This is a genomic window from Sphingomonas sp. BK036 (genome assembly GCF_004216825.1).
Classification (GTDB): domain Bacteria; phylum Pseudomonadota; class Alphaproteobacteria; order Sphingomonadales; family Sphingomonadaceae; genus Sphingomonas.
In genome coordinates, this window is sequence record NZ_SGXR01000003.1 from 924996 (window position 1) to 951892 (window position 26897).

The 26897-nt window shown below is 65.6% G+C and carries 22 protein-coding genes and 1 tRNA gene; 15 read left to right on the top strand and 8 right to left on the bottom strand.

The window, feature by feature from the left end; all coding sequences use genetic code 11:
- Positions 1-46: 46 nt before the first annotated feature.
- Positions 47-307, bottom strand: a complete 261-nt coding sequence (locus tag EV283_RS04330; RefSeq protein ID WP_055881432.1) for a DUF2171 domain-containing protein — start codon at positions 305-307, stop codon at positions 47-49.
- 77 nt (positions 308-384) lie between these two features.
- On the opposite strand from EV283_RS04330, the gene EV283_RS04335 reads away from it, so the two are divergent.
- The 3 genes from EV283_RS04335 to EV283_RS04345 all read left to right on the top strand — a co-directional run bounded on the left by EV283_RS04335 (position 385) and on the right by EV283_RS04345 (position 2458).
- Positions 385-567 (top strand): hypothetical protein, encoded by a 183-nt coding sequence (locus tag EV283_RS04335; protein WP_242615777.1) that lies wholly within the window; start codon positions 385-387, stop codon positions 565-567.
- Between the two features lie 60 nt (positions 568-627).
- A complete protein-coding gene (locus EV283_RS04340) occupies positions 628-1680 on the top strand; it encodes a ribonucleotide-diphosphate reductase subunit beta (RefSeq protein ID WP_130322927.1) in 1053 nt (350 codons plus the stop codon).
- A gap of 229 nt (positions 1681-1909) precedes the next feature.
- Positions 1910-2458 (top strand): hypothetical protein, encoded by a 549-nt coding sequence (locus EV283_RS04345; RefSeq protein ID WP_130322929.1) that lies wholly within the window; start codon positions 1910-1912, stop codon positions 2456-2458.
- An 843-nt stretch (positions 2459-3301) separates the two neighbouring features.
- Here the strand turns inward: EV283_RS04345 and EV283_RS19380 are convergent.
- Positions 3302-4078 carry a thermonuclease family protein gene (locus tag EV283_RS19380; RefSeq protein WP_242615778.1) on the bottom strand — a complete coding sequence of 259 codons (777 nt, stop codon included), beginning with the start codon at positions 4076-4078 and terminating at the stop codon, positions 3302-3304.
- A gap of 435 nt (positions 4079-4513) precedes the next feature.
- Positions 4514-5179, bottom strand: coding sequence for a hypothetical protein (locus EV283_RS04365; protein WP_056412176.1), 666 nt, complete (start codon positions 5177-5179; stop codon positions 4514-4516).
- Positions 5180-5475: 296 nt separating this feature from the next.
- On the opposite strand from EV283_RS04365, the gene EV283_RS04370 reads away from it, so the two are divergent.
- A complete protein-coding gene (locus tag EV283_RS04370) occupies positions 5476-5682 on the top strand; it encodes a hypothetical protein (RefSeq protein WP_130322933.1) in 207 nt (68 codons plus the stop codon).
- A 40-nt stretch (positions 5683-5722) separates the two neighbouring features.
- Here EV283_RS04370 and EV283_RS04375 read toward each other — a convergent pair whose 3' ends face one another.
- Both EV283_RS04375 and EV283_RS04380 read right to left on the bottom strand, forming a co-directional pair.
- The gene (locus EV283_RS04375; RefSeq protein WP_056412184.1) at positions 5723-6067 is read right to left on the bottom strand and encodes a hypothetical protein; all 345 of its coding nucleotides are present in this window, start codon (positions 6065-6067) and stop codon (positions 5723-5725) included.
- A gap of 79 nt (positions 6068-6146) precedes the next feature.
- The gene (locus EV283_RS04380) at positions 6147-7406 is read right to left on the bottom strand and encodes a multidrug effflux MFS transporter (protein WP_130322935.1); all 1260 of its coding nucleotides are present in this window, start codon (positions 7404-7406) and stop codon (positions 6147-6149) included.
- Between the two features lie 136 nt (positions 7407-7542).
- Here EV283_RS04380 and EV283_RS04385 point away from each other — a divergent pair, with 136 nt between their 5' ends.
- The 4 genes from EV283_RS04385 to EV283_RS04400 all read left to right on the top strand — a co-directional run bounded on the left by EV283_RS04385 (position 7543) and on the right by EV283_RS04400 (position 13814).
- On the top strand, positions 7543-8031 hold the full coding sequence (locus EV283_RS04385) for a hypothetical protein (RefSeq protein ID WP_130322937.1): 489 nt from the start codon (positions 7543-7545) through the stop codon (positions 8029-8031).
- Between the two features lie 139 nt (positions 8032-8170).
- On the top strand, positions 8171-9127 hold the full coding sequence (locus tag EV283_RS04390; RefSeq protein ID WP_130322939.1) for a 2-oxoglutarate and iron-dependent oxygenase domain-containing protein: 957 nt from the start codon (positions 8171-8173) through the stop codon (positions 9125-9127).
- A 282-nt stretch (positions 9128-9409) separates the two neighbouring features.
- Positions 9410-12184: a DNA polymerase I gene (gene polA, locus EV283_RS04395; RefSeq protein WP_130322941.1), complete on the top strand. Its 2775-nt coding sequence runs from the start codon at positions 9410-9412 to the stop codon at positions 12182-12184.
- A 115-nt stretch (positions 12185-12299) separates the two neighbouring features.
- On the top strand, positions 12300-13814 hold the full coding sequence (locus tag EV283_RS04400) for an oligosaccharide flippase family protein (RefSeq protein ID WP_130322943.1): 1515 nt from the start codon (positions 12300-12302) through the stop codon (positions 13812-13814).
- A gap of 99 nt (positions 13815-13913) precedes the next feature.
- Here the strand turns inward: EV283_RS04400 and EV283_RS04405 are convergent, their stop codons facing one another.
- Together EV283_RS04405 and EV283_RS04410 are read right to left on the bottom strand one after the other, a co-directional pair.
- On the bottom strand, positions 13914-15230 hold the full coding sequence (locus EV283_RS04405; RefSeq protein ID WP_130322945.1) for an Nramp family divalent metal transporter: 1317 nt from the start codon (positions 15228-15230) through the stop codon (positions 13914-13916).
- A gap of 315 nt (positions 15231-15545) precedes the next feature.
- Complete coding sequence (locus EV283_RS04410; RefSeq protein ID WP_130322947.1) at positions 15546-16169, bottom strand: DNA-3-methyladenine glycosylase; 624 nt, start codon at positions 16167-16169, stop codon at positions 15546-15548.
- Between the two features lie 60 nt (positions 16170-16229).
- Here EV283_RS04410 and EV283_RS04415 point away from each other — a divergent pair, with 60 nt between their 5' ends.
- Positions 16230-16547 (top strand): 2Fe-2S iron-sulfur cluster-binding protein, encoded by a 318-nt coding sequence (locus EV283_RS04415; protein WP_130322949.1) that lies wholly within the window; start codon positions 16230-16232, stop codon positions 16545-16547.
- Between the two features lie 160 nt (positions 16548-16707).
- Here EV283_RS04415 and rlmB read toward each other — a convergent pair whose 3' ends face one another.
- Positions 16708-17451, bottom strand: a complete 744-nt coding sequence (gene rlmB, locus EV283_RS04420; protein ID WP_130322951.1) for a 23S rRNA (guanosine(2251)-2'-O)-methyltransferase RlmB — start codon at positions 17449-17451, stop codon at positions 16708-16710.
- A 150-nt stretch (positions 17452-17601) separates the two neighbouring features.
- Between rlmB and EV283_RS04425 the strand changes: the two genes are divergently transcribed.
- The 6 genes from EV283_RS04425 (at position 17602) to EV283_RS04450 (ending at position 26891) form a co-directional block, all read left to right on the top strand.
- Positions 17602-17687, top strand: a tRNA-Tyr gene (locus EV283_RS04425).
- 163 nt (positions 17688-17850) lie between these two features.
- Positions 17851-20277, top strand: a complete 2427-nt coding sequence (locus EV283_RS04430) for a glycogen/starch/alpha-glucan phosphorylase (RefSeq protein ID WP_130322953.1) — start codon at positions 17851-17853, stop codon at positions 20275-20277.
- Complete coding sequence (glgB, locus tag EV283_RS04435; protein WP_130322955.1) at positions 20274-22436, top strand: 1,4-alpha-glucan branching protein GlgB; 2163 nt, start codon at positions 20274-20276, stop codon at positions 22434-22436. The genes EV283_RS04430 and glgB overlap by 4 nt, the downstream gene beginning before the upstream one ends.
- A gap of 87 nt (positions 22437-22523) precedes the next feature.
- Complete coding sequence (gene glgC, locus EV283_RS04440; RefSeq protein ID WP_130322957.1) at positions 22524-23786, top strand: glucose-1-phosphate adenylyltransferase; 1263 nt, start codon at positions 22524-22526, stop codon at positions 23784-23786.
- A 43-nt stretch (positions 23787-23829) separates the two neighbouring features.
- Positions 23830-25275, top strand: a complete 1446-nt coding sequence (glgA, locus tag EV283_RS04445; RefSeq protein WP_130322959.1) for a glycogen synthase GlgA — start codon at positions 23830-23832, stop codon at positions 25273-25275.
- Positions 25272-26891, top strand: coding sequence for an alpha-D-glucose phosphate-specific phosphoglucomutase (locus tag EV283_RS04450; RefSeq protein ID WP_130322961.1), 1620 nt, complete (start codon positions 25272-25274; stop codon positions 26889-26891). The genes glgA and EV283_RS04450 overlap by 4 nt, the downstream gene beginning before the upstream one ends.
- Positions 26892-26897 lie beyond the last annotated feature (6 nt).

Below are 26897 nucleotides of genomic sequence, written 5' to 3' on the forward strand. Positions count from 1 at the left end.
GGTTCAAGCAGGCTCGGCGGTACGCGTTACGCGTACCGCCAGCGGGTCAGGCCTCTTCTTCGAACGTCACCGCCACGTCGGCGTTGGCCGACAGGCGGACCTTGCCGTCCTCGATATCCGCAACCAGCCCGAGCGAGATGAAGTGATGATGCCCTTCATGGCTGCCCGTGCCCTCGTTGACCTGCGCGCCCGAGTCCTTCTTGGTCAGCTTGATGCGGTTGCCTTCGACCTTGTCGACCGTGCCGACATGGACGCCGTCCGCACCGATGACTTCGGCATGTTCCTGAATCTGGGTTGCATCGACCATGGTCGTTCTCCTGTGTTGAGTATGGGTGCTGAACGCGCGCCGCGCGAGTTGGTCGCATGACGTATGGTTCAGCTATCATGTTCGCGGTCGCGGCCGTGCTCGGAATCGTCGGCACCGCGCTTCTTTTGCGGCTGCGCTCGCCGACGATCACCGAACCGCAGACTTATGCGTTCAGGATGATCGGCATCATGCTCACCTCGGGCGCGATCGTGCTCGCCATGTCCGCCGCCGCGATGTGGCGATGGAGCACGCAGATATGACGCACCGCTAACCCCACCAGTTTCCCCAGTTTACGACAGATTTCCCGAAAGGCTTACCCCATGTCCCTCCTTCACGCCTCCAAGCAGTACAAGCCGTTCGAATACCCCTGGGCGTTCGAATTCTGGAAGCGCCAGCAGCAGCTCCACTGGCTCCCCGAGGAAGTGCCCTTGGGCGAGGATTGCCGCGACTGGGCGCAGAAGCTCAGCGACCACGAGCGCAACCTGCTCACGCAGATCTTCCGCTTCTTCACGCAGGCCGATGTCGAGGTGCAGGATTGCTACCACGAGAAGTACGGCCGTGTGTTCAAGCCGACCGAGATCAAGATGATGCTGACCTCGTTCAGCAACATGGAGACGGTCCACATCGCCGCCTACAGCCATCTGCTCGACACGATCGGCATGCCCGAGAGCGAATATGGCGCCTTCCTCGAATATGCCGAGATGAAGGAAAAGCATGATTACATGCAGAATTTCGGCGTCGAGAACGACCAGGACATCGCGCGCACGCTCGCCATGTTCGGCGGCTTCACCGAGGGCGTCCAGCTGTTCGCGTCGTTCGCGATGCTGATGAATTTCCCGCGCTTCAACAAGATGAAGGGCATGGGCCAGATCGTCACCTGGTCGATCCGCGACGAGTCGCTGCACTGCGAGGGCATCATCAAGATGTTCCACACCTTCTGTCAGGAGCGCCAGTGCCTGACCAAGGCGGTCAAGGACGACATCGCCGACGTCTGCCAGACGACGATCCGCCTCGAGGACAATTTCATCGATCTCGCCTTCGAGATGGGCCCGGTCAACGGCATGACCCCCAAGGAGATCAAGAAGTACATCCGCTTCATCGCCGACTGGCGCATGACGCAGCTCGGCCTCAAGCCGATCTACATGATCGACGAGCACCCGCTGCCGTGGTTGGCCCCGATGCTGAACGGCGTAGAGCACGCCAACTTCTTCGAACAGCGCGCCACCGAATATTCGAAGGCCGCCACCAAGGGCCAGTGGAACGACGTCTGGGACTCGTTCGACAAGCGCCAGACCGCGAAGAAGGGCCCTGCGGCGAATGTGGACATGAGCGAGGTTCGCGATATGTTCAGCGATTCAGTTGCGGCAGAATGACGCAAAAAGCTAAATTTAGCATATGTTACAGTAGCTTAAACAATGACGCCTCACAGGTCACGCTGAGCTGAGGGCAAAACTCTCGTAACGCCATTAAACGTCGTTTTGTGAAGTTAGTTACGATAAGAGTTAAACCGTACCAATATGAGATGGCATCGCCGTAACGTGTGACGTGACCGCTTGGCACGCCACACGTTACGTGCTACATAAGTTCCTGAAGGGTGCTATCATGGACGGTGACATCATTACCCGGATGCGAGTCGAGGAAGCGGACCTCTCGCGCAAACTTAAGGCGGTTCGTGATCTGCTCGCGGCTTACGGCCAAGGTGATCCCGCTAACAACGTTAGCCTGCCATTCGCTGCCGCCGTATCCACAGCCGCAAATGTCCGCCCAACTTCCTCGCCTACTGGTAGTCGCGAAAAAGCATCGATTGAAGGCTTTGGATCATACGGTAAGCGGATAGTATCTACCGCAATGTCGGTAATGCTGATGAGTTCCGGCCCGGTTAAAACCCGCGACATCGTCGAGTTTCTAGAAGCGATGAATGTCGAAATTACCGGCGAAAACAAAGTTAACGCTGTCGGCGCTCTTCTTTCAAGGAGCGCAGATATCACGAGCCACGGCAAGTCAGGTTGGACTGTCGCTGATGACGTGAAAGCCCACGCAATAGTAAGCGAATATGCTTACAAAGAAAATGCCCCGTCTAGCGAGTTCGATGAACTGCTAGGCGGGGCAGAAACCGCGCCTCACGCGCTAGAATGGAGACCACAGGAATGACCAATCATTCCGCAGGGTGGCAGGGGCGGCAACCCCTTAGCTACCCGTTGCTCTTATTACTGAGCTAGCGATCGCCATGGCTGCGGCATAACCGCGGCCATGGCCTTCTGCTAGCAAATCATGGTCAAATCGTCTAGAGGGATGCTGCACTATGCGCTTCCTGAAAGGACCATTCATGACTGTGGTATCGCTGAAAACAAAGCGGACTCAGCCGCGAGTTGCGGCTCAGAGAAGGGCAAAAAGAGTGTACGCAATTGCATTTGACTTGGATACCGGAGCTGCCGAGGCAGCTTGCGGATCAGGCTGGCGTAACTGTTACGCTCAGATTGCGTCTGTGATGGCCGAGTACGGCTTTAACCGACAGCAGGGAAGCGTATATTTCGGCGACGAGAATTCCGATGCCGTACGCTGTGTTCTAGCCGTGCAGGATTTGGACCGACGTTACGCTTGGTTCGGCCGCTCCGTTAAAGATCTTCGGATGTTGCGAGTAGACGAGGATAACGATCTTCTGCCATTGCTGAGCGATCGGCTACGACTAGGCATGCACGACGCCGCATGATAGTTAATGACAAAACTTGAATATTGTCTGTAGCCCTGAAATCCTCCGTCCAGACGGTGCGCAACTTAATCGCCTATACGAGGCCGGGGCAAAGGTCCGGGTGGACCCATTAACGACAGCCACCGCTTCACCGCATCATTGCTGATCATTCGTCCATGACGCACATCGGAGTCGGCCCGCGCATCGGCCTCCGCTTCTGCGGCAGCGTCGCTGGTTTCGAACAGGACCTTTTCGCGCGTCATTGTTGCGACGTTACGCCAAATCCCGTCGTCCGAAAAGCGACCTCACGCCCACCCACACCAAGGCGAGCGCTTCCCCCCGCCATACTGCCGCGCGAGGCCGTGGCGGACCAGTTCCGCGCCCAGCGACTTGCCATCGCGCTCGACGAGGCGGAGTTTGCGGCCGTAGCGGTCGACGTCGCGCTTGATCGGGACCAGCGTGAACGGGCCAGCGTTGAGCAACGCCTGCATCTTCACCGTCGCGGCCTGCCCCAGCCGTGCTTCGCGCGCGCATCGCGGCGGGTGAGTCTCCGGCGTGTCGATGTCGGCGATGCGGATCTTGGTGCCTGCCATCCAGAACGTGTCGCCGTCGACCATGCAGTCGATCCGCTTGGCATGGCCGCAGATCGTGAAGCGCGTCGATACGGGCTTGCTGCCCGACAGCGCCGAGGCGAGTGCCGCCGCGGTCGATGCCGCGCTCGCGACGCCTGCCGCAGTGGCGAGCGCGCCCGTGGCGGTGGTGGCAGCCCCGGCAGCGGAAGCAGCGGCCGACGACGCGTCCGCCTTCGCCCCCGCTGCTGCCGCGTCCGCCGCCTTGCTCCAGCCGCCGGGGACGCGCAGGTGCCCGGCGGGCCAGGCGATCCCGAATCCGGTCGGCCATTCGATCTTCAGGCCGGGCGGCACCAGCGCCGACCAGTCGATCTGGCGGATGACGGGCATCATCAGCCCGATCAGCACGCCGTAGAACACCAGGCGGAGCTGTAGCAGGACACCGGGCGCGGCCGTGCGGCCCGACCCGCCGCGACGCGTGGCGCCCGCGCGATCGCCGCTCAGCAACCGCATGAAATCAAAGACATACTCCATCGTCCCCCGCGCGTACGCGCGCGCGCGCGATTGTCACCTGTCCGACCGTTCGACTTGCGCCCAGCGGAGTCAGAAATGAGGCGAACGCATCGTGAACATCGCGCAGACCGCATCGGCAGGCAGAATGGTCGGCGCCAAGCCACGCACTGCCCCGAAATGCGCGGGATTTCGGTGTCCTACACGAGGTCGCCATGCTCTGCTCGACGCATGGCACGGCACGGCACAACCCGCTCACATCCGGTCCGGAACGGCGCCACGCGCTCGCTCCGACAAACGTCGTGCCAGCGTCTCTACTTTCTCTACTTCACTCGCTCGCAACACCGTGGACGCCAGACGCACGAAGGGCGGGAAATGGCCCTAGCCACTCCCCGCCCCTGTCACGCGTCAAGCAATTCCCTCTTGCGAGGCAAGGGCTTAGAAGTGCGTGATGATGCCGAGCATCGGACGGAAGCTCTGCGCGTCGCCGAAGGTGTTGACCTCGGCGCGGATGCGGAAGCCTGCGTTGCCGGTGATACCCTTCAGGCCAATGCTCTGCGGACCGACTTCTGCGCCGATGCCGTAGGTGATCGCGCTGTAGTCACGACCGGTGTTGCCACCGTTGGTCGAACGTGCCGAGAAGTGGTCGAAGTTGACCCACTGGTAGCCGACCTTGCCGTAGAACAGGCCGCTGTCGCCAGCGCGGAAGCCGAAACGGCCTGCTGCGCCATATTCCCAATCGATGTTGCCATCGATACCCTTGATCACGTTGCCTTCTGCGCCGACGAAGACCGGGCCGAGCGGCACGTTCACGCCGAGCACGCCCTGGACCAGCGAGCCCGAGGGCTTGTAGCCGCGACGGAGCGAGTTGTCAGCGTTCAGCGCCTGCGGGATGCCGTGGCCACGCTCGTTGTCGAACTGCTCCCAGCCGCCCATCACGCCGAAATACGGCTCGATGCCGAAAGCCTTCGAGCCGTCGGGCGCTGCTGCTTCGCCGGGCTGCGCGCTGTTGTCGGTGGGGGCCGGTGCCGACATGTCCTGCGCGAAGGCGGGAACTGCGACCGTTGCGGCGGCGAGGGCGATTGCCAGGGAAAGCTTACGCATGCGTGTGACCTTATCTCGAGTGTTGCGTGGATCCCCGACTGCACGGTGCGCCGGTTGGTCCAGGCAAGTCGAAACAGGCCGGCGGGCACAAGGTTGCACAAAAAACGTCACAATCGGGGAACTCTTCCCGAGTGTTGCGTTACAGCAACGGTTCCTGTCGCTTTGATGAACGAACTATGGCGGCGGCACCCGGAACCGGGTCGAAAGACAGCGGAAAAGTGGCAAAAATCAGCCTGTGCCGCCGTTAACGCTGTCGCTTCACACGCCGGTGAGATCCCGTGTGCAATGCAGCATGAATGGGATTTTCGAGGCTTTTCCGCAGCCGCTGGGCAGCGTTGTTGTGGTCCGCGGGGATCCTGTGGACCGCGTATGACGTCGCCAGCGATGCGCCGGAATCGCAGCCCAAGACGGTGCCGGGCCGGACGGCCGCGCAGCCCACCGATGCGACCGGCGCTGCGTTTGATCCCCGCGACCTCGCGGTGCTCGCGAACGCGGGGGAATAGCGACGCACTCAGCCTGAGCGCGTCGCGGATCGTTCGGGGTTCAGGGCTTCAGCGCGACGTCGTCGGCGTCCTTGAGATCCTCGTCCTCGTCGATGCTGCCATCGTCGAGTTCATCCTGGACGTCGTCCTCGTCCATGTCATCCTCGTCCATCGTGACCGAGGAATCGGTCTCGCCGACCTCTTCGGAGTCCATCGCGGTCTCGTCGATCGACTCGTCGTCCGTGTCGTCCTCGCCCAGGTCGGGATCGAGGTCGGTCAGGATGACGCCGTCGCTCGGCCCGTTGCGCGTGGCCTCGAGGATCTCGGCGCGCTGGCTCTCGTCATAGCCTTCTTCGTCATAGCCGTCGTCGCCCGATCCGGCACTCGGCACCTGATGTCCGCCCATGGTCACACTCCCTCGTTCCAGGACGCCCGCACGGTGCGGGCCTACCCGATGCGAACGGTGGACGTGCGCGGTGGTTCCTTCAAGCGCGCGTCGGCGCCGTGGATGCAGGCCGGAACAACCGCCCGCGCTCGGTGACGAGGATGGCAACCAGCGCGGCGATCCCGGCGATCAGAAAGCCTGCGACCAGCGGCACGGTGGTCCCGTCGAACGCCTGCCCGATCACCGCGCCGATGACCGCGCCCACGGTCACGCTCAGGAACCCCTGCACGCTCGATGCGGTACCCGCGATCCGCCCCATATTCTCCATCGCCATCGCCGAGAAGTTCGACGTCGCCAGCCCGAAACAGCCCAGCGTCAGCGCCTGGAACACCGCAAAGCTCACCAGAGTCTCGAACCCGATCTCGATCGCGAACAGGTGGACCAGCGACACCAGGATCAGCACCGACAGCGCACCATGGCTGATCAGCCGGGTTCCCAGCCGCATCACGATCCGCGAGTTGAGTAGGTTGCACGCCGCCATCGTCACCGACGTCGTCGCGAAGATCAGCGCGAGCAGGCCGGGCTTGTGAAACACGTCCGCCATGACCTGCTGGATCGAATTGAGATAGCCGTACAGCGCCCCCATCAGCGCGGTCGAGGCGAGCGTGTAGCCAAGCGAATTGCGGTCGCCGAGCGTCTGCCGCCAGTCGCTGAAGATCCGGCTCGGCGTGATCGGCAGGACGTTCTCGGGCGCCAGCGTCTCGGGCATGCGGAGATAGAACCAGACGAGCACGCCCAGCGTCAGCGCCGCGACGGTCCAGAAGATGGCGCGCCAGTCGCCGAACTGCAGCACCGTCCAGCCGAACGTCGGCGCCAGGATCGGCACGATCATGAACACCATGAACGCGATCGACATGACCCGCGCCATCGCCCGCCCATGATAGCAGTCGCGCACCAGCGCGATCGTCGCCACGCGTGCGGCCGCGATCACCGCACCGCCGAACACCCGCGCCGCCAGCAACAGCGTGAAGCTTCCCGCGGTGGCGCACGCCACGTTCGCGACGATGTAGAGCGCCAGCGACCAGAGCAGCACCGTCCGCCGCCCGAACCTATCCGCGAGCGGACCATGGACGAGCTGCGCGACGCCGAAGCCGATGATGAACGCGGTCACGACGAACTGTCGGCCATTCTCCGACGCGACGCCGAGCGAGTCGCCGATCGCCGGGAGCGCGGGCAGCATCGAATCGATGCCGAGTGCGGTCAGCGACATCAGCGACGCGACGAGCGCGACGAACTCGACGAAGCCGATCGGCGCGCCACGCATCGCCGGCGCGTCGGATTGGGGGTCCTGGGTCTGCATGATGCCAGCGCCTTACCCGCTCGGGCTGTCTTGCGGAACCCGTCAACCGGCGCAATCCGTGCCGAGCATGCCGGATTGCGGGATCGCGCCGTGCGCCCTATGTGTATTGCGATCGCAACACACTTGGGAGACCGCCATGTTCCGCCCCCTTCTGCTTGCCACCGCCGGCCTGCTCGCGCTGTCCGCGTGCGACCGTTCGGACGAGGGCGCATCGGTGTCGATCAACGCCGATGGCGGCAATGTCCTTGGCGCGATCAACGGCGAGACGGGCGAGATGAAGATCAACGTCCCCGGCTTCCAGGGCTCGGTGAAGCTGCCGAAGATCAAGATCAATGCCGGCGATTTCGACCTGAACGGCGTGCGGCTGTATCCGGGGTCGTCGATCAAGACGCTGAACATCGTCGGTGACGACAAGACCGGCGGGCTCCGCGTCGCGTTTGCGGCTCCCGCCACCCCAGCGATCGTCCGCGACTGGTTCGCGCAACGCCTCGGCAAGGTCGGCTATCAGGTCCATGCGGACGGCCCGAACCTGATCGGCACGACCGACGAGAACAAACCCTTCCGCCTCGAACTCGCCCCCGACGGCGCGGACAAGGCGACGGGCACGATCGTCATCAGCGGCTGACGCAAAAGAGCGCGGCCCTGCCATCCCTGCCCTTCAAACCAAGGGGGCGGTCGAAATCTCGGTTCGCCCTAACCCTAGCATTTGGCACGGCTTCCCCGAGTGCCTATATCGGACGGCCACCAATCCGGACACGCACCCCATGCTCGACACGCCCGCCGCCCAGGTCCCGACGCTCAGCCTTGCCACGCAGGACACCGACCCCGATGGCTTTGCCGCCGCGTTCGGCGAATCGTTCGAACGGTTCGGCTTCGCGATCGTCGCCGATCACGGCATCCCCGCCGACCTGATCGAGCGCGCCTGGGCCGAGACGAAGCTCCTGTTCGATCTGCCCGAGGACGAAAAGCGTGGCTACCACATCCCCGGTGGCGGCGGTGCGCGCGGCTATACGCCGTTCAAAACCGAGATCGCCAAGGATGCCAAGGTCGTCGACCTCAAGGAATTCTGGCACGTCGGCCGCGAGCTGCCCGAGGATCATCGCTATGCGGACACGATGGCGCCGAACGTCTGGCCGACGCGGCCCGAGGGGTTCAAGCCGGTGTTCCTCGAGCTCTTCGCTGCGTTCGACCGCGCGGGCGACAAGCTGCTGTCGGCGATCGCGCGCCACCTGAAGCTGAAACCCGACTGGTTCGATCCCGCGGTCAAGGACGGCAACAGCATCCTGCGGCTGCTGCACTACCCGCCGATCCCCGCCGATGCCGAAGGCGTCCGCGCCGGCGCGCATGAGGATATCAACCTCATCACGCTTCTGCTTGGCGCCGAGGAAGCCGGGCTCGAACTGCTCGACCGCGCGAACGGTCGCTGGCTGTCGATCAAGCCGCCCGAGGGCGCGATGGTCGTCAACGTCGGCGACATGCTCCAGCGGCTGACGAACAACGTACTGCCCTCGACCACGCACCGCGTCGTCAACCCGCCGCCCGAGCGCCGCGGCCATTCGCGCTACTCGATGCCGTTCTTCCTGCACCCCGCGCCCGATTTCCTGATCGAGACGCTGCCGGGCACGATCACGCCGGACAACGCGAACCGCTATCCGAACCCGATCACCGCGCATGATTATCTCTACGAAAGACTGGTCGAGATCGGCCTGATCAAGAAGTAGGCTAGGCGACGCCTTCCAAGCACGGCACCACCCCGGCGAAGGCCGGGGTCCAGTTGGGGGACGGCGATAACGAAGCGATACGCATCGTTACTGCAACCTTTCCAACTGGACCCCGGCCTTCGCCGGGGTGATGCTTGGCTAGGGGCGGTGTTTGGCTAGAGCCGGTGCTCCGTCCGGGAATGGTAGCCGCCCCAACACCCCAGCGCTTTTCCCACCGACTGATACCCAACAACCACGCTTCGCCCATTGGTCCGCGCCCCCGCATCCGCTAGACCGCGCGCGATGCCCCATCTCTATCTCGTCGACGGCTCCGGCTATATCTTCCGCGCCTATCACCGGCTGCCGCCGCTCACCAACAAGCATGGCGAGCCGGTCGGCGCGGTCTATGGCTATACCACCATGCTGTGGAAGCTCGCGGACGAGGTCCACGCCGCCGACGGCCCGACGCACATGGCGGTCATCCTCGACAAGTCGTCGAAGACCTTCCGCAACGATCTCTACGACAAGTACAAGGCGCAGCGCCCGCCCCCGCCCGAGGACCTTGTCCCCCAGTTCCCGATGATCCGCGACGCCACGCGCGCCTTCTCGCTGCCGTGCATCGAGACCGAGGGGCTCGAGGCGGACGACATCATCGCCTGTTATTCGAAGGCGGCGCTGGCGCAGGGCTGGTCGGTCACGATCGTCTCGTCGGACAAGGATCTAATGCAGCTGATCGAGCCCGGGCTCGACATGTACGACACGATGAACAACCGCCGGCTCGGCCCCGAGCATGTCGCGGAGAAGTTCTTCGGCATCACGCCCGTACAGCTCGGCGACGTCCTCGCGCTGATGGGCGACAGCGTCGACAACGTGCCGGGCGTCCCCGGCGTCGGCCCCAAGACCGCCGCCAAGCTGATCCTCGAACATGGCGATCTCGAATCGGTGCTCGCCGCCGCCGACGGCATGAAGAAGAGCAAGCTGCGCGACAATCTGATCGAGCATGCCGAGATGGCGCGGCTGTCGAAGGTGCTCGTCTCGCTCAAATGCGACGTCGCGCTGCCCGAGCCGCTCGAGGATCTCGAGCTCAAGGGCATCCCCGACGCGCCGCTTCGCGCGTTTCTCGAGCATCACGGCTTCAAGTCGCTGATCGCCAAATTGTCGGCGGTGGCCGAGGCGCCGGTCGCCGAGTCGCCCGTCGTGGCGGACATGGACGCGGACGAGCCCTGCAAGCACGACGACTATGAAACTGTGGTCGACGAGGCGGCGCTCGACCGCTGGATCACGATCGCGCGCCACCAGGGCTGGATCGCGATCGACACGGAGACGACCGGGATCGACGCGACGCGCGCCGACCTTGTCGGTATCAGCCTGGCGCTGCATCCGAACCTCGCCTGCTACGTCCCTATCGCGCATGGCGGCACCGATCTGCTCGCGGAAAACCCGGTCCAGATCGACCGCGCGATCGTGCTCGCGAAGATGAAGCCGCTGCTGGAAGATCCGAGCATCCTGAAGATCGGCCATAATCTCAAATACGACATGATCGTCCTCGCCCGCGCCTATGCGGCCACCGGCGGCGTGACGATCGTGCCGTTCGACGACACGATCCTGATGAGCTTCGATCTCGACGCGGGGCTGCACGGCCACGGCATGGACGAACTCGCCGCCACGCACCTCTCGCACACCTGCATCGCGTTCAAGGACGTGGTCGGTACCGGCAAGTCGCAGCGGACCTTCAACGAAATCGACCTCAAGGCCGCGACGCATTACGCGGCGGAGGACGCGGACGTGACGCTGCGCCTGTGGCGCCGGTTCAAGCGCCGCCTGCCCGCCGACGGCTCGACCCGCGTCTACGAGATGGTCGATCGTCCGCTCGTCCCCGTCATCGCGCAGATGGAGATGCACGGCATCAAGGTCGACGCCGCAAAACTGTCGAAGCTCTCGACCGAGTTCGCCGGCCAGATGGCGAGCCTCGAGACCGAGATCCACGCGCTCGCCGGCGCGCCCTTCACGATCGGCAGCCCCAAGCAGCTCGGCGACGTGCTGTTCGAGAAGATGGGGATCAAGGGCGGCCGCAAGGGCAAGTCCGGCGTCTATTCGACCGACGTCACCGAACTCGAGCGGATCGCCGCCGACAAGGATTCGCCCGGCGCGGTGATCGCTCGCAAGGTGCTCGACTGGCGTCAGCTCTCGAAGCTAAAATCGACCTATACCGATGCGTTGCAGGCGCAGATCAACCCGGCGACGGGGCGCGTCCACACCTCCTACTCGTTGACCGGCGCGCAGACCGGGCGGCTGTCGTCGACCGATCCGAACCTGCAGAACATCCCGATCCGCACCGAGATCGGCCGCCAGATCCGCGACGCGTTCGTCGCCGAGCCCGGCAACGTCATCCTCGCCGCCGATTATTCGCAGATCGAGCTGCGGCTGGCCGCGCACATGGCCAACGTCCCCGCGCTGAAGCAGGCGTTCGCGAACGGCGACGACATCCACAGCCTCACCGCGCAGGAGCTGTTCGGCGAGGTCAACCGCGACACGCGCGGCCGTGCCAAGACGATCAACTTCGCGATCCTCTACGGCATCTCGCGCTGGGGGCTCGCCGGTCGGCTCGACGTGAGCGCGGACGAGGCGCAGGCGATGATCGACCGCTATTTCGATCGCTTCCCCGGCATCTCCAGCTACATCGTCGACACCACCGAAAGCGTCCGCGCGACCGGCTTCACGACGACGTTGTTCGGACGGAAAACGCATTTCCCGCGCATTCGCTCGAAGATCCAGCACGAACGCCAGGGCGCCGAGCGCGCCGCGATCAACGCACCGATCCAGGGGACGAGCGCGGACATCATCAAGCGCGCGATGGTCCGCATGGGCCCCGCGCTGCTCGAAGCCGGGCTGCCCAACGTGCGCATGCTGCTCCAGGTCCACGACGAACTCGTGTTCGAACTGCCCGAGGGCGATGTCGAGGCGGCCAAGCCCGTGATCGAACGCGTCATGGCGACCGCGGCGGAACCGGCGGTGACACTCGATGTGCCGCTGGGGATCGAGATCGGCACCGGCCTGAGCTGGGGCGAAGCGCATTGAGCTTGCCGCGTACCTCTCCCCTCCCGTTCGCTTCGAGCGAAGTCGAGAAGGCGGCCCGCCCGGCGCACACGTTTCTCGACTTCGCTCGAAACGAACGGCCTAGGGATTGGCGGGCGTGACCGAATCCACGCAGGATATCGACACGCTCGCCAAGGGTGGTCGGACCAACATCGCCGGCTTCGTCCTGCGCCTTGCCGCGCGGATCCCGTTCCTGTTCATCGCCGGCCGCATCTACGGTCCCGACCTGGTCGGCCGCTTCGCGATCGCGGTCGTGGTGGTCGAACTCGCCGCGTTGCTGGCCACGCTCGGGCTCAAGCGCGGGCTCGCGCAGGCGCTCAGCAGCGCGGATCGCCCGCACGCCAACGTCGTGTGGGATGCGATGGCGGTCGCCTTTGTCGCCTCGCTGATCGCCAGCGCGGTCCTCTGCACCTTCCCGCAGATCATGTACCCGAACAGCGCGATCACCGGGCTCGACCGGTTCCTGCCGCTGATCATCGTCGCGATCGCCTGGTCCGACGTCAGCCTCGCAGCGCTCGCCTATCGCCTGAACGTCAAGGCCGCGGTCACCGCGCGCGCGGTGGTCGAGCCATGGACGATCTCGATCGCCGCCTGGGCGTTCTCCTACTTCACGATCCGCGACGGCCTGGTGCTCAGCTATGTCGCGTCGATGACCGCGGCGCTGATCGCCAGCCTCGTGCCGTTCCTGCGCAGCTACGGCGTCCCCCGCGGCTGGTCGCCGCACCTGCGCCCGCTCTACGCGCTCGCGCGCGCCAACGTGCCGCTTGCCGGTGCCGACATCCTCGAATGGGGCAGCCGCAACGTCGATCGCTTCATCCTCGGCGTGATGTTCGAGCCGAAAGTCGTCGGCATCTATTATATGGCGCAGCAGGTCGCGAGCCTCCCGCAGAAGCTCAAGACCAGCTTCGATCCGATCCTCGGCCCCGTCATCACGCACAGCCTCGCGATCAACGACCGCGCCGCGATCGCCAACCAGGTCCGCCAGGTTGCGTTCTGGATTATGGCCGCGCAAGGCGGCCTCGCGCTGATGGGCTCGATCCCCGGCGAGGCCGTGATGGGCGTGGTCGGCCCGCAATTCGTCGCGGGCACCGCCGCGCTCGCGTTCCTGCTGACTGCCGAATTCCTCGCCTCGACCGGTGCGGTCTGCGAATCGGCGCTCGTCTATATCGCGCGCCACCGCAACCTGATGATCTCGGCGGCGATGCTCGCCTTCCAGATCGGCCTGAGCTTCGCGCTGATCTTCGCGATCCGTCGCTTGGGCTATCCGGTCAACTACCAGGCAGCGGGGCCGGCGATCGCGCTGATGCTGTCGGTCGCGCTTACGTCAATCATCAAGTCGAAGCTGCTCGGGCACCTGCTGGGCGCGAACGTGTCGCCGTGGCGCTGGCCGCTGGTCTGGGCCGCGCTCGCCGCGATCGTCGTCGGGGCCGGGTTCACCGCGCTTCCCAAGCGCTACGAATGGGTCGAGCTGGCCGTCGGCGAGCCCGCCATTGCCGCGACTTATCTGTATATCTTGTGGAAATACGCGTTCGGGCCGGCAGATCGCGCCCTGTTCGCCAAGAAGCCCGCCAAGGACGCCAGCCTCCCGAATGCCGGTGCGCCCGTCGCCTGACCTCCTTTCGTCATCCTGACGAAAGTCAGGATCCAGAGCCAAGACGGCCATCCCTCGTAATCCTGGATCCTGACTTTCGTCAGGATGACGGGGCAGGTTTCAGAGCATCCCGATCAGCAACGTGGCGTTCAGCCCGATGATCACCGCGGCGATTCCCCAGGCGAGGATCTTCAACCAGGCCGGGCTCACCAGATCGCCCATGATCTTGCGGTCGCCGGTGAACTTGACGAGCGGCACGACCGCGAACGGCAGCTGGAGGCTGAGCACGACCTGGCTCAGCACCAGCAGCTTCGTCGCGCCAGAATCACCCGTCGCACCGATCACGAACACCGCGGGGACGATCGCGAGCAGCCGAGTCACCAGTCGCCGCGCCCAGACGGGCATGCGCAGGTTGAGGAAGCCCTCCATCACGATCTGCCCCGCGAGCGTGCCCGTCACCGTCGAGTTCTGTCCCGACGCCAGCAGCGCCACCGCGAACAGGACGCTCGCCGCGCCCATGCCGAGCATCGGCGCGAGCAGTTCATACGCCTGATCGATCTCCGCGACGTCGGTGCGCCCCGCGACATGGAAGGTCGCCGCCGCCAGGATCAGGATCGCGGCGTTGATGAAGAAGGCGAGGCCCAGCGCGACCGTGCCGTCGATCGTCGCCATCGTGATCGCGTCGCGCTTGCCCGCCTCGTCCCGCGCGAACGCGCGCGTCTGGACGATCGACGAGTGGAGGTAGAGATTGTGCGGCATCACGGTCGCACCGAGGATGCCGATCGCGATGTAGAGCATCGCCGGGTTGGTGACGATCTGGGTCGTAGGCACCAGCCCGCCGAGCACGCCCGCCATGTCGGGCCGCGCGAGGAACAGTTCGAAGACGAAGCAGCCGGCGATGATGACCAGCAGCGCGACGACGAACGCCTCGAGCTTGCGGAACCCGAAGCGCTGCAGCGCAAGGATCAGGAACACGTCGAGCACGGTGATCGCGACGCCGTAGATCAGCGGGAACCCGAACAGCAGCTTCAGCGCGATCGCGGTACCGAGCACTTCGGCTAGATCACAGGCGATGATCGCGACTTCGCAGAAGAACCAGAGCGCGACCGAAACCGGTTTCGAATAGTGCGCGCGGCAGGCCTGGGCGAGATCGAGCCCGGCAACGATCCCGAGCCGCGCAGACAGCGCTTGCAGGACCATCGCCATCAGGTTCGACAGCAGCACGACCGACAGCAGGGTATAGCCGAACGCCGACCCGCCGGCGATGTCGGTCGCCCAGTTGCCGGGGTCCATATAGCCGACCGCGACCATGTAGCCCGGCCCGACGAACGCGAACAGCCGCCGCCAGAACGACGCGCCTTCGGGAATGATGATGGTCCGATGACTCTCGGCGAGCGAGTTGGCGAAGTCCGAGGCGGGAAGATTGGGCGCTGACATCGGGGGCTGCTTTGCCGGACGGGGCGAGCGGGAACAAGCGCTTGCGTCCGGGCAGACCGTCAAAGTCGCCCCCTCCCGTCCGTCACCCCAGCGAAAGCTGGGGTATCCCGGTTGGCGGGCGCCGCGGCTCGAACGGGGATATCCCAGCTTTCGCTGCGATGACGCGGGTAAGCCGTTGCCCATGCATTCACCGCTGCCCGTCACCCCAGCGAACGCTGGGGTATCCCGGTTGGCGGGCGTCGCAGCTCGAACGGGGAGATCCCAGCTTTCGCTGGGATGACGGAAGTGGGGTGGAGGGGGTGGCAAAGCCTTTCCTCAGATCACCTTCATGTCCGCCTGGTAATGATGCCAGGCGAAGATCGCTGCCGCGCCGCGGTGCGGGCGCCACGCCTCCGCCACTTCGCGAGTCAGCTTCTCGCTCGGGCGGGTCTCGTGGCCGAGGATCCGGCCGACCTCGATCTGGATCGCCAGGTCGCCCGCGGGCCAGATGTCGGTCCGACCTTCCGCGAACAGCAGGTAGATCTCCGCCGACCAGCGGCCGATCCCCTTGACGCGGACCAGCGCGGCGATCGCCTCCTCGTCGTCCTCGGGCAGGTTGGTCAGATCGAGCCGGCCGCTCGTCACCTCGTCGGCGAGACTGCGCGCATAGCCGAGCTTCTGCCGCGACAGCCCGGCGCTGCGCAGCGTCTCGTCGCTGGCGGCGGCGATATTCTCGGGGTCGCCCGCGCCGCCGACCACGGTGTCGAGCTTGGTCCATACCGCCTGCGCCGAGGCGACGCTCACCTGCTGGCCGACGATGGTGCGCAGCAACGTCGCAAAGCCGCGCTCGCTGATCCGCGGCGCGGGGTGCCCGGCATTGCCGACCGCCACCGCAAAGGCGGGCTCGATCGCGCACAGGGCCGCCATCGCGGTTTTGAGCTGGTCGGCGTTCAGGCCCATGGTGCTTGATCCCGGCGCCGTGCAACGGCATGAACGGAGGAAGATTTTTCGGAGAATGACATGCCCAAGCTTATCGTCGTGACGCGCGAAGGGGAAGAACGCGAGATCATGGGCGAAGCGGGGCTTTCGGTGATGGAAATCATTCGCGACGCCGGCATCGACGAGATCCTGGCGCTGTGCGGCGGCTGCTGCTCATGCGCCACCTGCCACGTCCATGTCGACCCGGAGTTTGCGGCCAAACTGAAGCCCATGGGTCCCGACGAGGACGACCTGCTCGATTCGACCAGCGACCGCGATGCGGGATCGCGACTGTCGTGCCAGATCGAGCTGACCGATGCGCTGGACGGCTTGAAGGTCCGCATCGCCGCGGAGGACTGATCCGCGTCCCTCGCCCCTTCGGGGAGAGGGAGGGAGGCGCGCTTGCGCCGGAAGGGAGAGGGGCGTTGGGATGCAACGTCCCGAGCCCCACCCCCCTCTCCCTTCCCACCGCAAGTGCGGCGGGCCCCTTCCCTCTCCCCGTAGGGGCGAGGGAGCGATTTTACCGCGTTGTGACGGCGTACAGCGCGATCGCGGCGGCATTCGAGACGTTGAGGCTCTCGACCTTCTCCGAGATCGGCAACTTGGCGAGCTCGTCGCAATGCTGCTCGGTATTCTGCCGCATGCCCTCGCCCTCGGCGCCGAGCACGATCGCGATGCGCTGCGTGCCCATCGCCTCGCCCAGCGTCTGCGTCGCATGGCCGGTCAGCCCGATCCGCCAGAAACCGGCGGCCGCGATCTCCTCGAGAGCACGCGCCAGGTTCACGACCCGGATCCACGGCACCGACTCAAGCGCGCCCGATGCGGCGCGCGCGATCGTGCCCGATTCGGGTGGGGCGTTGCGATCGGGGGTCACGATGCCCAGCGCATCGAACGCCGCCGCCGAGCGCAGGATCGCGCCGACATTGTGCGGATCGGTCACGCCGTCGAGGATCACCAGCGGGCGATTATCGTCCTTGCCATGCTCGAGCAGGTCGGCGAGCCACATGTCCTCGAGCGGCTCGACCTCGATCACCACGCCCTGATGCGGGGCATCGCCGGGCACCAGCCGCGCCAGATCCGCTGCCTCGGCATAGGTCACGGGGACGTCGGCAGGCAGATCGAACCCGGCCAGCGCCTCGCGCGTGCCGAGGATCTTGCGCACCGTGCGCTCCGGATTGCTCAGTGCGGCGCCAACCGCGTGCTTGCCCCAGAAGCGGGGGCGGCCTGCCGGCGCCTTGCTCGGCCTGTGTCCCTTGCGTGCCATATTCGCTCTCGATCGTGTCTGTGTATGCGGCGTCCTTGTCGGCATTCTCCCCGCGCGGCAACAGCGAAGCGCGAAACTTCGCAAAACCTGCGTTGACACACAGGGCGCGCTTCGCCATTGAGCCGCCTCGCTTTGATAAGCGGCCCATCTGGACAGGTGGCCGAGTGGTTAAAGGCAGCAGACTGTAAATCTGCCCGTGCAAGCGTACGCTGGTTCGAATCCAGCCCTGTCCACCACTACCTTCGGGTAGTGTCTACCCAGACCCTGTCGACCGGCCTTGCACGCGGTCGACGTCTCCCCCCTCTCGATACCGATTATCTTCCAAGCGGCGTCGAGCGCGCGTGACAACGCCGCGCGGCGAGCTACGATCAGCGCGACCGTAACCAAGCCGGAAGCCGCGTGACCTCAGACATCGCCGTACAGCAGCCCGCCCAGGATCTTGCCGATTCGATCCTCGACACGCTCGTGCACCGGATCGGCAAGGACGCGCAGGCGGCGCTCCCGCACGACTGGCTCGCGGCGACGATCCTGACGGTGCGCAACGACATCGTCGAACGCTGGATGGCATCGACCAAGGCGGCGCATGCGGCCGGCGCCAAGCGCGTCTATTACCTCAGCCTCGAATTCCTGATCGGCCGCCTGCTGCGCGACGCGGTGACGAACCTGCAGCGCAGCCGCGAAGTGACGCGCGCGCTCGCGCTGCACGGCGTCGACCTTGCCGCGCTCGAGGAAATCGAACCCGATGCGGCGCTCGGCAATGGCGGGCTCGGGCGGCTGGCGGCGTGCTTCATGGAGAGCATGGCGAGCCTCGCGCTGCCGGCTTACGGCTACGGCATCCGCTATGTGAACGGGATGTTCCGCCAGCGGATCGACGATGGCTGGCAGGTCGAGATGCCCGAAAGCTGGCTCGCGCATGGCAATCCCTGGGAATTCGAGCGCCGCGAGAGCGCCTATTTCATCGGCTTCGGCGGCGAGGTGACCGCGACCGACAGCGGGCAGATCCACTGGAGCCCAGCCGAGGCGGTCGAGGCGATGGCGGTCGACACCCCCGTCGTCGGCTGGCGCGGCAAACACGTCAACACGCTGCGGTTGTGGACCGCGCGCGCGTTCGATCCGATCAAGCTCGACCGGTTTAACGCGGGCGACTTCACCGGTGCGCTCGCCGACCAGCTCCGCGCCGAGACGCTCACGCGCGTGCTCTATCCCAATGATTCGACCGCCGCGGGACAGGAATTGCGGCTGCGGCAGGAATATTTCTTCTCGTCCGCCTCGATCCAGGACATCGTCCGCCGCCACATCCAGTATTTCGGCGACATCCGCACGCTGCCCGACAAGGCCGCGATCCAGCTCAACGACACGCACCCCGCGGTGTCGGTCGCCGAGCTGATGCGGTTGCTGATCGATCATCACGAATTCGCGTTCGACGAGGCGTGGAAGATCACGCGCGCCACCTTCGGCTATACCAACCACACATTGCTGCCCGAGGCGCTGGAGAGCTGGCCGCTGCCGCTGTTCGAGCGCCTGCTGCCGCGGCACATGCAGATCGTCTACGCGATCAATGCGAGGCTGCTGCGTGAAGCGCGCGGCGTGGACGGCATCGACGACCGCGCGATCGCTGCGATCAGCCTGATCGACGAGGGCGGCGAGCGGCGCGTGCGGATGGCCAATCTCGCCTTTGCCGGATCGCACAGCGTGAATGGCGTCGCCGCGCTGCATACGCAGCTGATGAAGAAGACGGTCTTCGCCGATCTCCACCGCCTGTATCCGACGCGGATCAACAACAAGACCAACGGGATCACGCCGCGCCGCTGGCTCCAGCAGTGCAATCCCGGCCTCACCACGCTGATCCGCGACGCGATCGGCGACGGCTTTCTCGACGATGCGGAGAAGCTCATCGATCTCGATGTTTTTGCCGACGACTCCGCGTTCAGGGAGCGGTTTTGGGCGGTCAAGCGTTCGAACAAGGTGGCACTGGCAAATCATATCAAGGACAGCATGGGGCTGCGCATCGATCCCGACGCGCTGTTCGACGTGCAGATCAAGCGCATCCACGAGTACAAACGCCAGCTGCTCAACATCATCGAGACGGTCGCGCTGTACGACCAGATCCGCAGCCATCCGGAGCGCGACTGGACGCCCCGCGTGAAGCTGTTCGCGGGCAAGGCGGCGTCGAGCTATCACAATGCGAAACTCGTCATCAAACTGGCGAACGACGTCGCGCGCCGGATCAATGCGGACCCGTCGGTCGGCGGGCTTTTGAAGGTCGCGTTCCTGCCCAACTACAATGTGTCGCTCGCGGAGAAGATCATCCCCGCCGCCGATCTGAGCGAACAAATCTCGACCGCGGGGCTCGAGGCGTCGGGCACCGGCAACATGAAGTTCGCGATGAACGGCGCGCTGACGATCGGCACGCTCGACGGCGCGAACATCGAGATCAAGGACCGCGTCGGCGACGACAATATCTTCATTTTCGGCATGACCGCGGACGAGGTCGAGGCGAAGCGTGCATCGGGCTATGATCCCCGCCGCGTGATCGACGCGTCGAACGAGCTGCGCCAGGCGGTCTCGGCGATCGCCTCGGGCGTGTTCTCGCCCGACGATCGTCAGCGGTACGCCGGGCTGATGGGCGGGCTGTACGAGGGCGACTGGTTCATGCTCGCCGCCGATTTCGACAGCTATGCCACCGCGCAGCGCAGCGTCGACACGCGCTGGAACGATCGCGACGCGTGGCTCGCCTCGACCGTGCGCAACGTCGCGCGCGTCGGCTGGTTCTCGTCCGACCGCACGATCCGCGAATATGCGCGCGATATCTGGACGGTGATGTGAAGCCACCCGAAGGCGCCATCGTTGCCCTGATCGAGGGGCGTCACGACGATCCCTTCTCGTTGCTCGGCGTGCATGCCGGCCCCGGGGGTACGTTCGCGCGCGCTTGGCTGCCGGGTGCGGCGACCGCGGAGGCGCATGCGCTCGACGGCACGACGCTCGGCACGCTGCCCCGGATCGACGATCGCGGGCTGTTCGAGGGGCCGATCGAGGGCGATCCGCAGCCGGTGAAATATCATGCCGAGGGCGGCGGCGCGGACTGGTGGGTGACCGATCCGTACAGCTTCGGCCCCGTGCTCGGCCCCGTCGACGACGTGCTGATGGCGGAGGGCAATCACCACCGCCTCCACGACAAGATGGGCGCACACCTGATCGAGCATGAAGGCGCGCACGGCGTCCATTTCGCGCTCTGGGCACCCAATGCGCAGCGCGTCTCGGTGGTTGGCGACTTCAACGACTGGGACGGTCGCCGCCATACCATGCGCAAGCGCGGCGACGTCGGCGTGTGGGAGATCTTCATCCCCGACATCGCCGAATATCGCGCCTATAAATACGAGATCGTCGGGCCCGATGGCCGGCTCCAGCCGCTGAAAGCCGACCCCTTCGCCTTTGCCAGCGAGCTGCGCCCCGCGACCGCGTCGATCACGCGCACGCTCGCGCACGAATGGGCGGATACCAGCCACCGCGCGCACTGGGCCTCGGTCGATCCGCGCCGCGTACCGATCAGCATCTACGAGGTGCACGCCGGATCGTGGGACCGTGACGAGAACGACTGGTTCCTGACCTGGGATGCGCTCGCCGACCGGTTGATCCCCTATGTGGTCGAGATGGGCTTCACGCACATCGAGTTCATGCCGATCAGCGAACACCCCTATGATCCGAGCTGGGGCTATCAGACCACCGGGCTCTACGCGCCGTCCGCACGGTTCGGCGATGTCGAGGGATTTGCGCGGTTCGTCGACGGTGCGCATCTGGCGGGGATCGGCGTGCTGCTCGATTGGGTGCCGGCGCATTTCCCGACCGACGCGTTCGGGCTCGCGCATTTCGACGGCACCGCGCTCTACGAACATAAGGACCCGCGGCTCGGTTTCCACCCCGACTGGAACACCGCGATCTACAATTTCGGGCGGCGCGAGGTGTCGTCGTTCCTCGTCAACAACGCGCTGTTCTGGGCCGAGCGCTATCATATCGACGGGCTTCGCGTGGATGCAGTCGCGTCGATGCTCTACCGCGATTATTCGCGCGAGGCGGGCGAATGGATCCCCAACGACACCGGCGGACGCGAGAACTGGGAAGCGGTCGCCTTCCTGCGCGACATGAACCGCGCGGTGTACGGCCAGCATCCCGGCATCTTCACGATCGCCGAGGAATCGACCTCCTGGCCGGGCGTCTCCGCCCCCGTCGGCGACGACGGCAAGAGCGGTGGCTTGGGCTTCGGGTTCAAGTGGAACATGGGCTTCATGCACGACACGCTCCAGTACATGGCGCGCGATCCGCTGCACCGGAAGCATCACCACGGCGAGATCAATTTCGGGCTGGTCTATGCGTTCAGCGAGAATTTCGTCCTGCCGCTGAGCCATGACGAGGTCGTCCACGGCAAGGGCTCGCTGCTGACCAAGATGCCCGGCGACGACTGGCAGCAATTCGCCAACCTGCGCGCCTATTACGCGTTCATGTGGGGCTATCCGGGGAAGAAACTGCTCTTCATGGGGCAGGAATTCGCGCAGCGCCGCGAATGGTCCGAAGGTCGCGCGCTCGACTGGTGCCTGCGCAACAGCCGCAGCCATGAGGGCATCCGCAACCTCGTCCGCGATCTGAACACGGTGTACCGCGACAAGCCCGCGCTCCACGCCCGCGACTGCGAGGCGGAAGGCTTCGAATGGCTGATCGCCGACGACGCCGCCAATTCGGTCTTCGCGTGGCTGCGCAAGGCGCCCGGCGCAAAGCCCGTTGCGGTGATCGCCAACATGACGCCGATCGCGCGCGCGCCGTACCGCATCCCGCTCCCGCTCGACGGGCGCTGGTGCGAGATCATCAACAGCGATGCGCATGACTATTGGGGCAGCGGGCTCGGCAATCTCGGCGGCGTGGTCGCGGAGAACGGCGCGGCGTGGGTGACGCTGCCGCCGCTTGCCACGATCATGCTCGAATATGAAGGCTGATCGAGTTCAAAGACCGATCCGGCGCAACGACGGAACAACCCGCGGGTGACGGCGCGTTATACCGCGGACGATTAGGGAGAGACGGACATGGTTGAACGGCGGGGACAGCCACTGGCGCGCGACGCGATGGCGTATGTGCTGGCCGGTGGTCGCGGCAGTCGGCTGATGGAGCTGACCGACACGCGCGCGAAACCCGCGGTGTATTTCGGCGGTAAGGCACGGATCATCGATTTCGCGCTGTCGAACGCAATCAATTCGGGCATCCGCCGGATCGGTGTCGCCACGCAGTACAAGGCGCATTCGCTGATCCGCCACCTGCAAAGCGGCTGGAACTTCCTGCGCTCCGAACGCAACGAGAGCTTCGACATCCTGCCCGCGTCGCAGCGGATCAGCGAGTTCCAATGGTATGAGGGCACCGCCGACGCGGTCTACCAGAATATCGACATCATCGAGAGCCACGCGCCCGAGTACATGGTCATCCTGGCGGGCGACCACATCTACAAGATGGATTACGAGCTGATCCTGCAACAGCATTGCGAGACCGGCGCGGACGTCACGATCGCTTGCCTCGAAGTGCCGCGGATGGAGGCGGTCGGCTTCGGCGTGATGGCGGTCGACGAGCATGACAACGTCACCGCGTTCGTCGAAAAGCCTGCCGACCCGCCCGCGATTCCGGGCAATCCGGACATCGCGCTGGCATCGATGGGGATCTACGTCTTCCACACCAAATTGCTGTTCGACGAACTGCGCCGCGACGCGGAGACGCCGGGATCGTCGCGCGATTTCGGCAAGGACATCATCCCGTACCTGGTAAAGCACGGCAAGGCGGTCGCACATCGCTTCTCGGACAGCTGCGTGCGGTCCGAGGGCGAAGTCGAGGCCTATTGGCGCGACGTCGGCACGGTCGATGCCTATTGGGAAGCCAATATCGATCTCACCGACGTGGTGCCAAAGCTCGACCTCTATGACCGCAGCTGGCCGCTCTGGACCTATTCCGAGGTGACCCCGCCCGCCAAGTTCGTCCACGCCGAGGACGGTCGCCGCGGCGAGGCCGTATCGAGCCTCGTCTCGGGCGACTGCATCATCTCGGGTTCGTCGATCCACCGCAGCCTGATCTTCACGGGCACGCGCGCGCACAGCTATTCGGTGCTCGACCAGGCAGTAATCCTGCCACACTGCGTGATCGGCCGCGGCGCGCGCCTGTCGAAGGTCGTCGTCGATCGCGGCGTGGTGATCCCCGACGGCCTCGTCGTCGGCGAGGACCCCGCGCTCGACGCGCAGCGCTTCCGCCGGACCGACAACGGCGTGGTGCTCGTGACCAAATCGATGATCGACCGGCTGACCGAATGAGCATGCGACCAGCGCCGGCATCGCTGCAACGGGAGTTCGAGTGATGCGCGTTCTTTCGGTGGCGTCGGAGGCGTATCCGCTGATCAAGACCGGCGGGCTGGCGGACGTGGTCGGCGCGCTGCCGGCAGCACTCGCGCATCACGGCGTCGCGATGACGACTTTCCTCCCCGGCTACCCCGCGCTCGCGGCTGTCACCGGGAACGCGAAGGTCGTCCACCGCTATGATGACCTGCTCGGCGTCGAGGCCCGGATCCTCGAAGCCTGGATCGGCGAGCATCCGCTGCTCGTGCTCGACGCACCCAGCCTCTTCACGCGCGGTGGCGGCCCGTACGGCGACGCGACCGGCGCCGACTGGGTCGACAACTGGCTGCGGTTCGCCGCGTTCAGTCGAGCCGCGGCGGATCTCGCCTCGGGCGTGGTCGAGGGCCAGGACTTCGACATCCTCCACGCGCATGACTGGCAGGCGGCGATGGCGCCCGCTTATCTACGCTATGCCCCCGGCCCCGGCACCCCCGCAAAGACGATCGTCACGATCCACAATATCGCGTTCCAGGGCCGCTATGGCGCGGAGATCTTCGCCGACCTTGCACTGCCCGACGCGGCGTTCGCGCTCGACGGGGTCGAATATTATGGCGGCGTCGGTTTCCTGAAGGCCGGGCTCGAGGCTGCCGATGCGATCACCACGGTCAGCCCGACCTATGCCGCCGAGATCCGTCGCGGCGAATTTGGCATGGGCCTCGAAGGGCTGATCAACGTCCGTGCCGATCGCCTCACGGGGATCGTCAACGGCATCGACCCCGCGGTCTGGAACCCCGCCACCGACGCGGCACTCCCGTCGTCCTACACCGCCCGAACGCTCACCCGCCGTCGTGCGAACAAGCGCGCGGTCGAGACGCTCTACGGGCTCGACCGCGACGACGGGCCGGTCTTCACCGTCATCAGCCGGCTGACCTGGCAAAAGGGCATGGACGTCCTCGTCGCAGAGATCGACGAACTCGTCGCGCTCGGCGGCCGGCTCGCGCTGCTCGGCTCGGGCGATGCCGCGCTCGAACGCGCCTTCCTCGCCGCAGCCGATCGCCATCCCGGCCGAATCGGCGTCCGCATCGGCTATGACGAGCCCGTCTCGCATCTGCTCCAGGCGGGTGCCGACGCGATCCTGATCCCGTCGCGGTTCGAACCCTGCGGCCTGACTCAGCTCTACGGACTGGCATATGGCTGCATCCCCGTCGTCGCGCGCACCGGCGGCCTCGCCGACACGGTGATCGACGCGAACGAGGCGGCGATCGCGGCGGGCGTCGCGACGGGCATCCAGCATGACGGCATCACGCCGGAAGCTCTCAGCCATGCGTTGCGCCGAACGTTCGCGCTCTATGCACGCCCCGATCGCTGGGCCATGTTGCAGCGCAACGCGATGCGCGCGGACTTCTCGTGGGACGAGAGCGGCCGCCGCTATGCGACCCTGTATTCGAACCTCCTGGAGCGCGCATGACCCGCACCGTCTCGACCACGCCCTACACCGACCAGAAGCCCGGCACATCGGGCCTGCGCAAGAAGGTGAAGGTCTTCCAGCAGGCGAACTATGCCGAGAACTTCGTCCAGTCGGTGTTCGACGTGGTGGCCGACAAGGCCGGCGCGACGCTGGTGATTGGCGGCGACGGCCGCTTCCTCAACCGGGAGGTGATCCAGGTCGCGATCCGCATGGCGGCGGCGAACGGCTTTGGTCGCGTGATCGTCGGGCGCGGCGGCATCCTGTCGACGCCCGCCGCGAGCCACATGATCCGCAAGCGTGGCGCGATCGGCGGGCTGGTCCTGTCCGCCAGCCACAATCCCGGCGGTCCCGACGAGGATTTCGGGATCAAGTACAACATCGCCAATGGCGGCCCCGCGCCCGAATCGATCACCGACGCGATCAACGCGCGGACGCTCGAGATCGACCGCTGGCTCACCGTCGACGCGGCCGATATCGATCTCGACCATGACGGCGAGGTCATGGTCGGTGACATGCCCGTCGAGGTCGTCGATCCGGTCGAGGCCTATGCCGCGCTGATGGAGACGCTGTTCGATTTCGACGCGATCCGGGCGGCCAAGCTGACGATGGCGTTCGACGCGATGAGCGCGGTCACCGGCCCCTATGCGACCGAGATCCTCGAACGCCGGCTGGGTTTCGCCGCCGGCACGGTGCGCAACGGCACGCCGCTGCCCGATTTCGGCGGGCATCACCCCGACCCCAATCTCGTTCACGCGCACGCGCTGTACGAGACGATGATGGCCCCAGACGCGCCCGATTTCGGCGCAGCGTCGGACGGCGATGGCGACCGCAACCTGATCATCGGCCGGCACCGCTTCGTGACGCCATCGGACAGCCTCGCGATGCTGGCGGCGAACGCGCACCTCGCCCCCGGTTACGCCGGTGGCCTCAAGGGCATTGCCCGCTCGATGCCGACCAGCGCAGCGGCAGACCGCGTCGCGGCAGCGCTCGGTATCCCCGCCTACGAGACGCCGACCGGCTGGAAATTCTTCGGCAACCTGCTCGACGCCGGCATGGCGACGATCTGCGGCGAGGAGAGCGCGGGTACCGGCTCCGACCATGTCCGCGAGAAGGACGGGCTGTGGGCGGTCCTTCTCTGGCTCAACATCCTCGCAGTTCGCGGTGAGAGCGTCGACGCGATCGCGCAGGATCACTGGGCGAAGTTCGGCCGCAACTATTATGCGCGCCACGATTACGAGGGCGTCGAAACCCCACGCGCGGACGCGCTGATGGCCGCCCTTCGCGCCAGCCTCGCCACGCTCCCCGGACAGCAGTTCGGCGACCTCACCGTCGAGACCGCGGACGAATTCGCCTATACCGACCCGACCGACGGCTCGATCAGCCGCAACCAGGGCGTGCGCATCTTGTTCGCAGGCGGCAGCCGAGTCGTGTTCCGCCTGTCGGGCACGGGCACCACCGGCGCGACGTTGCGCGTGTATCTCGAACGCTATGAGCCTGTCGGCGGCGACCTCGACCGCGACACCGGCGAGATGCTCGCCAGCATCGTCGCCGCCGCGGAGTCGGTCGCGGGTATCGCCGGGCATACCGGGCGCGTGAAGCCCGACGTCGTCACCTGATGAACG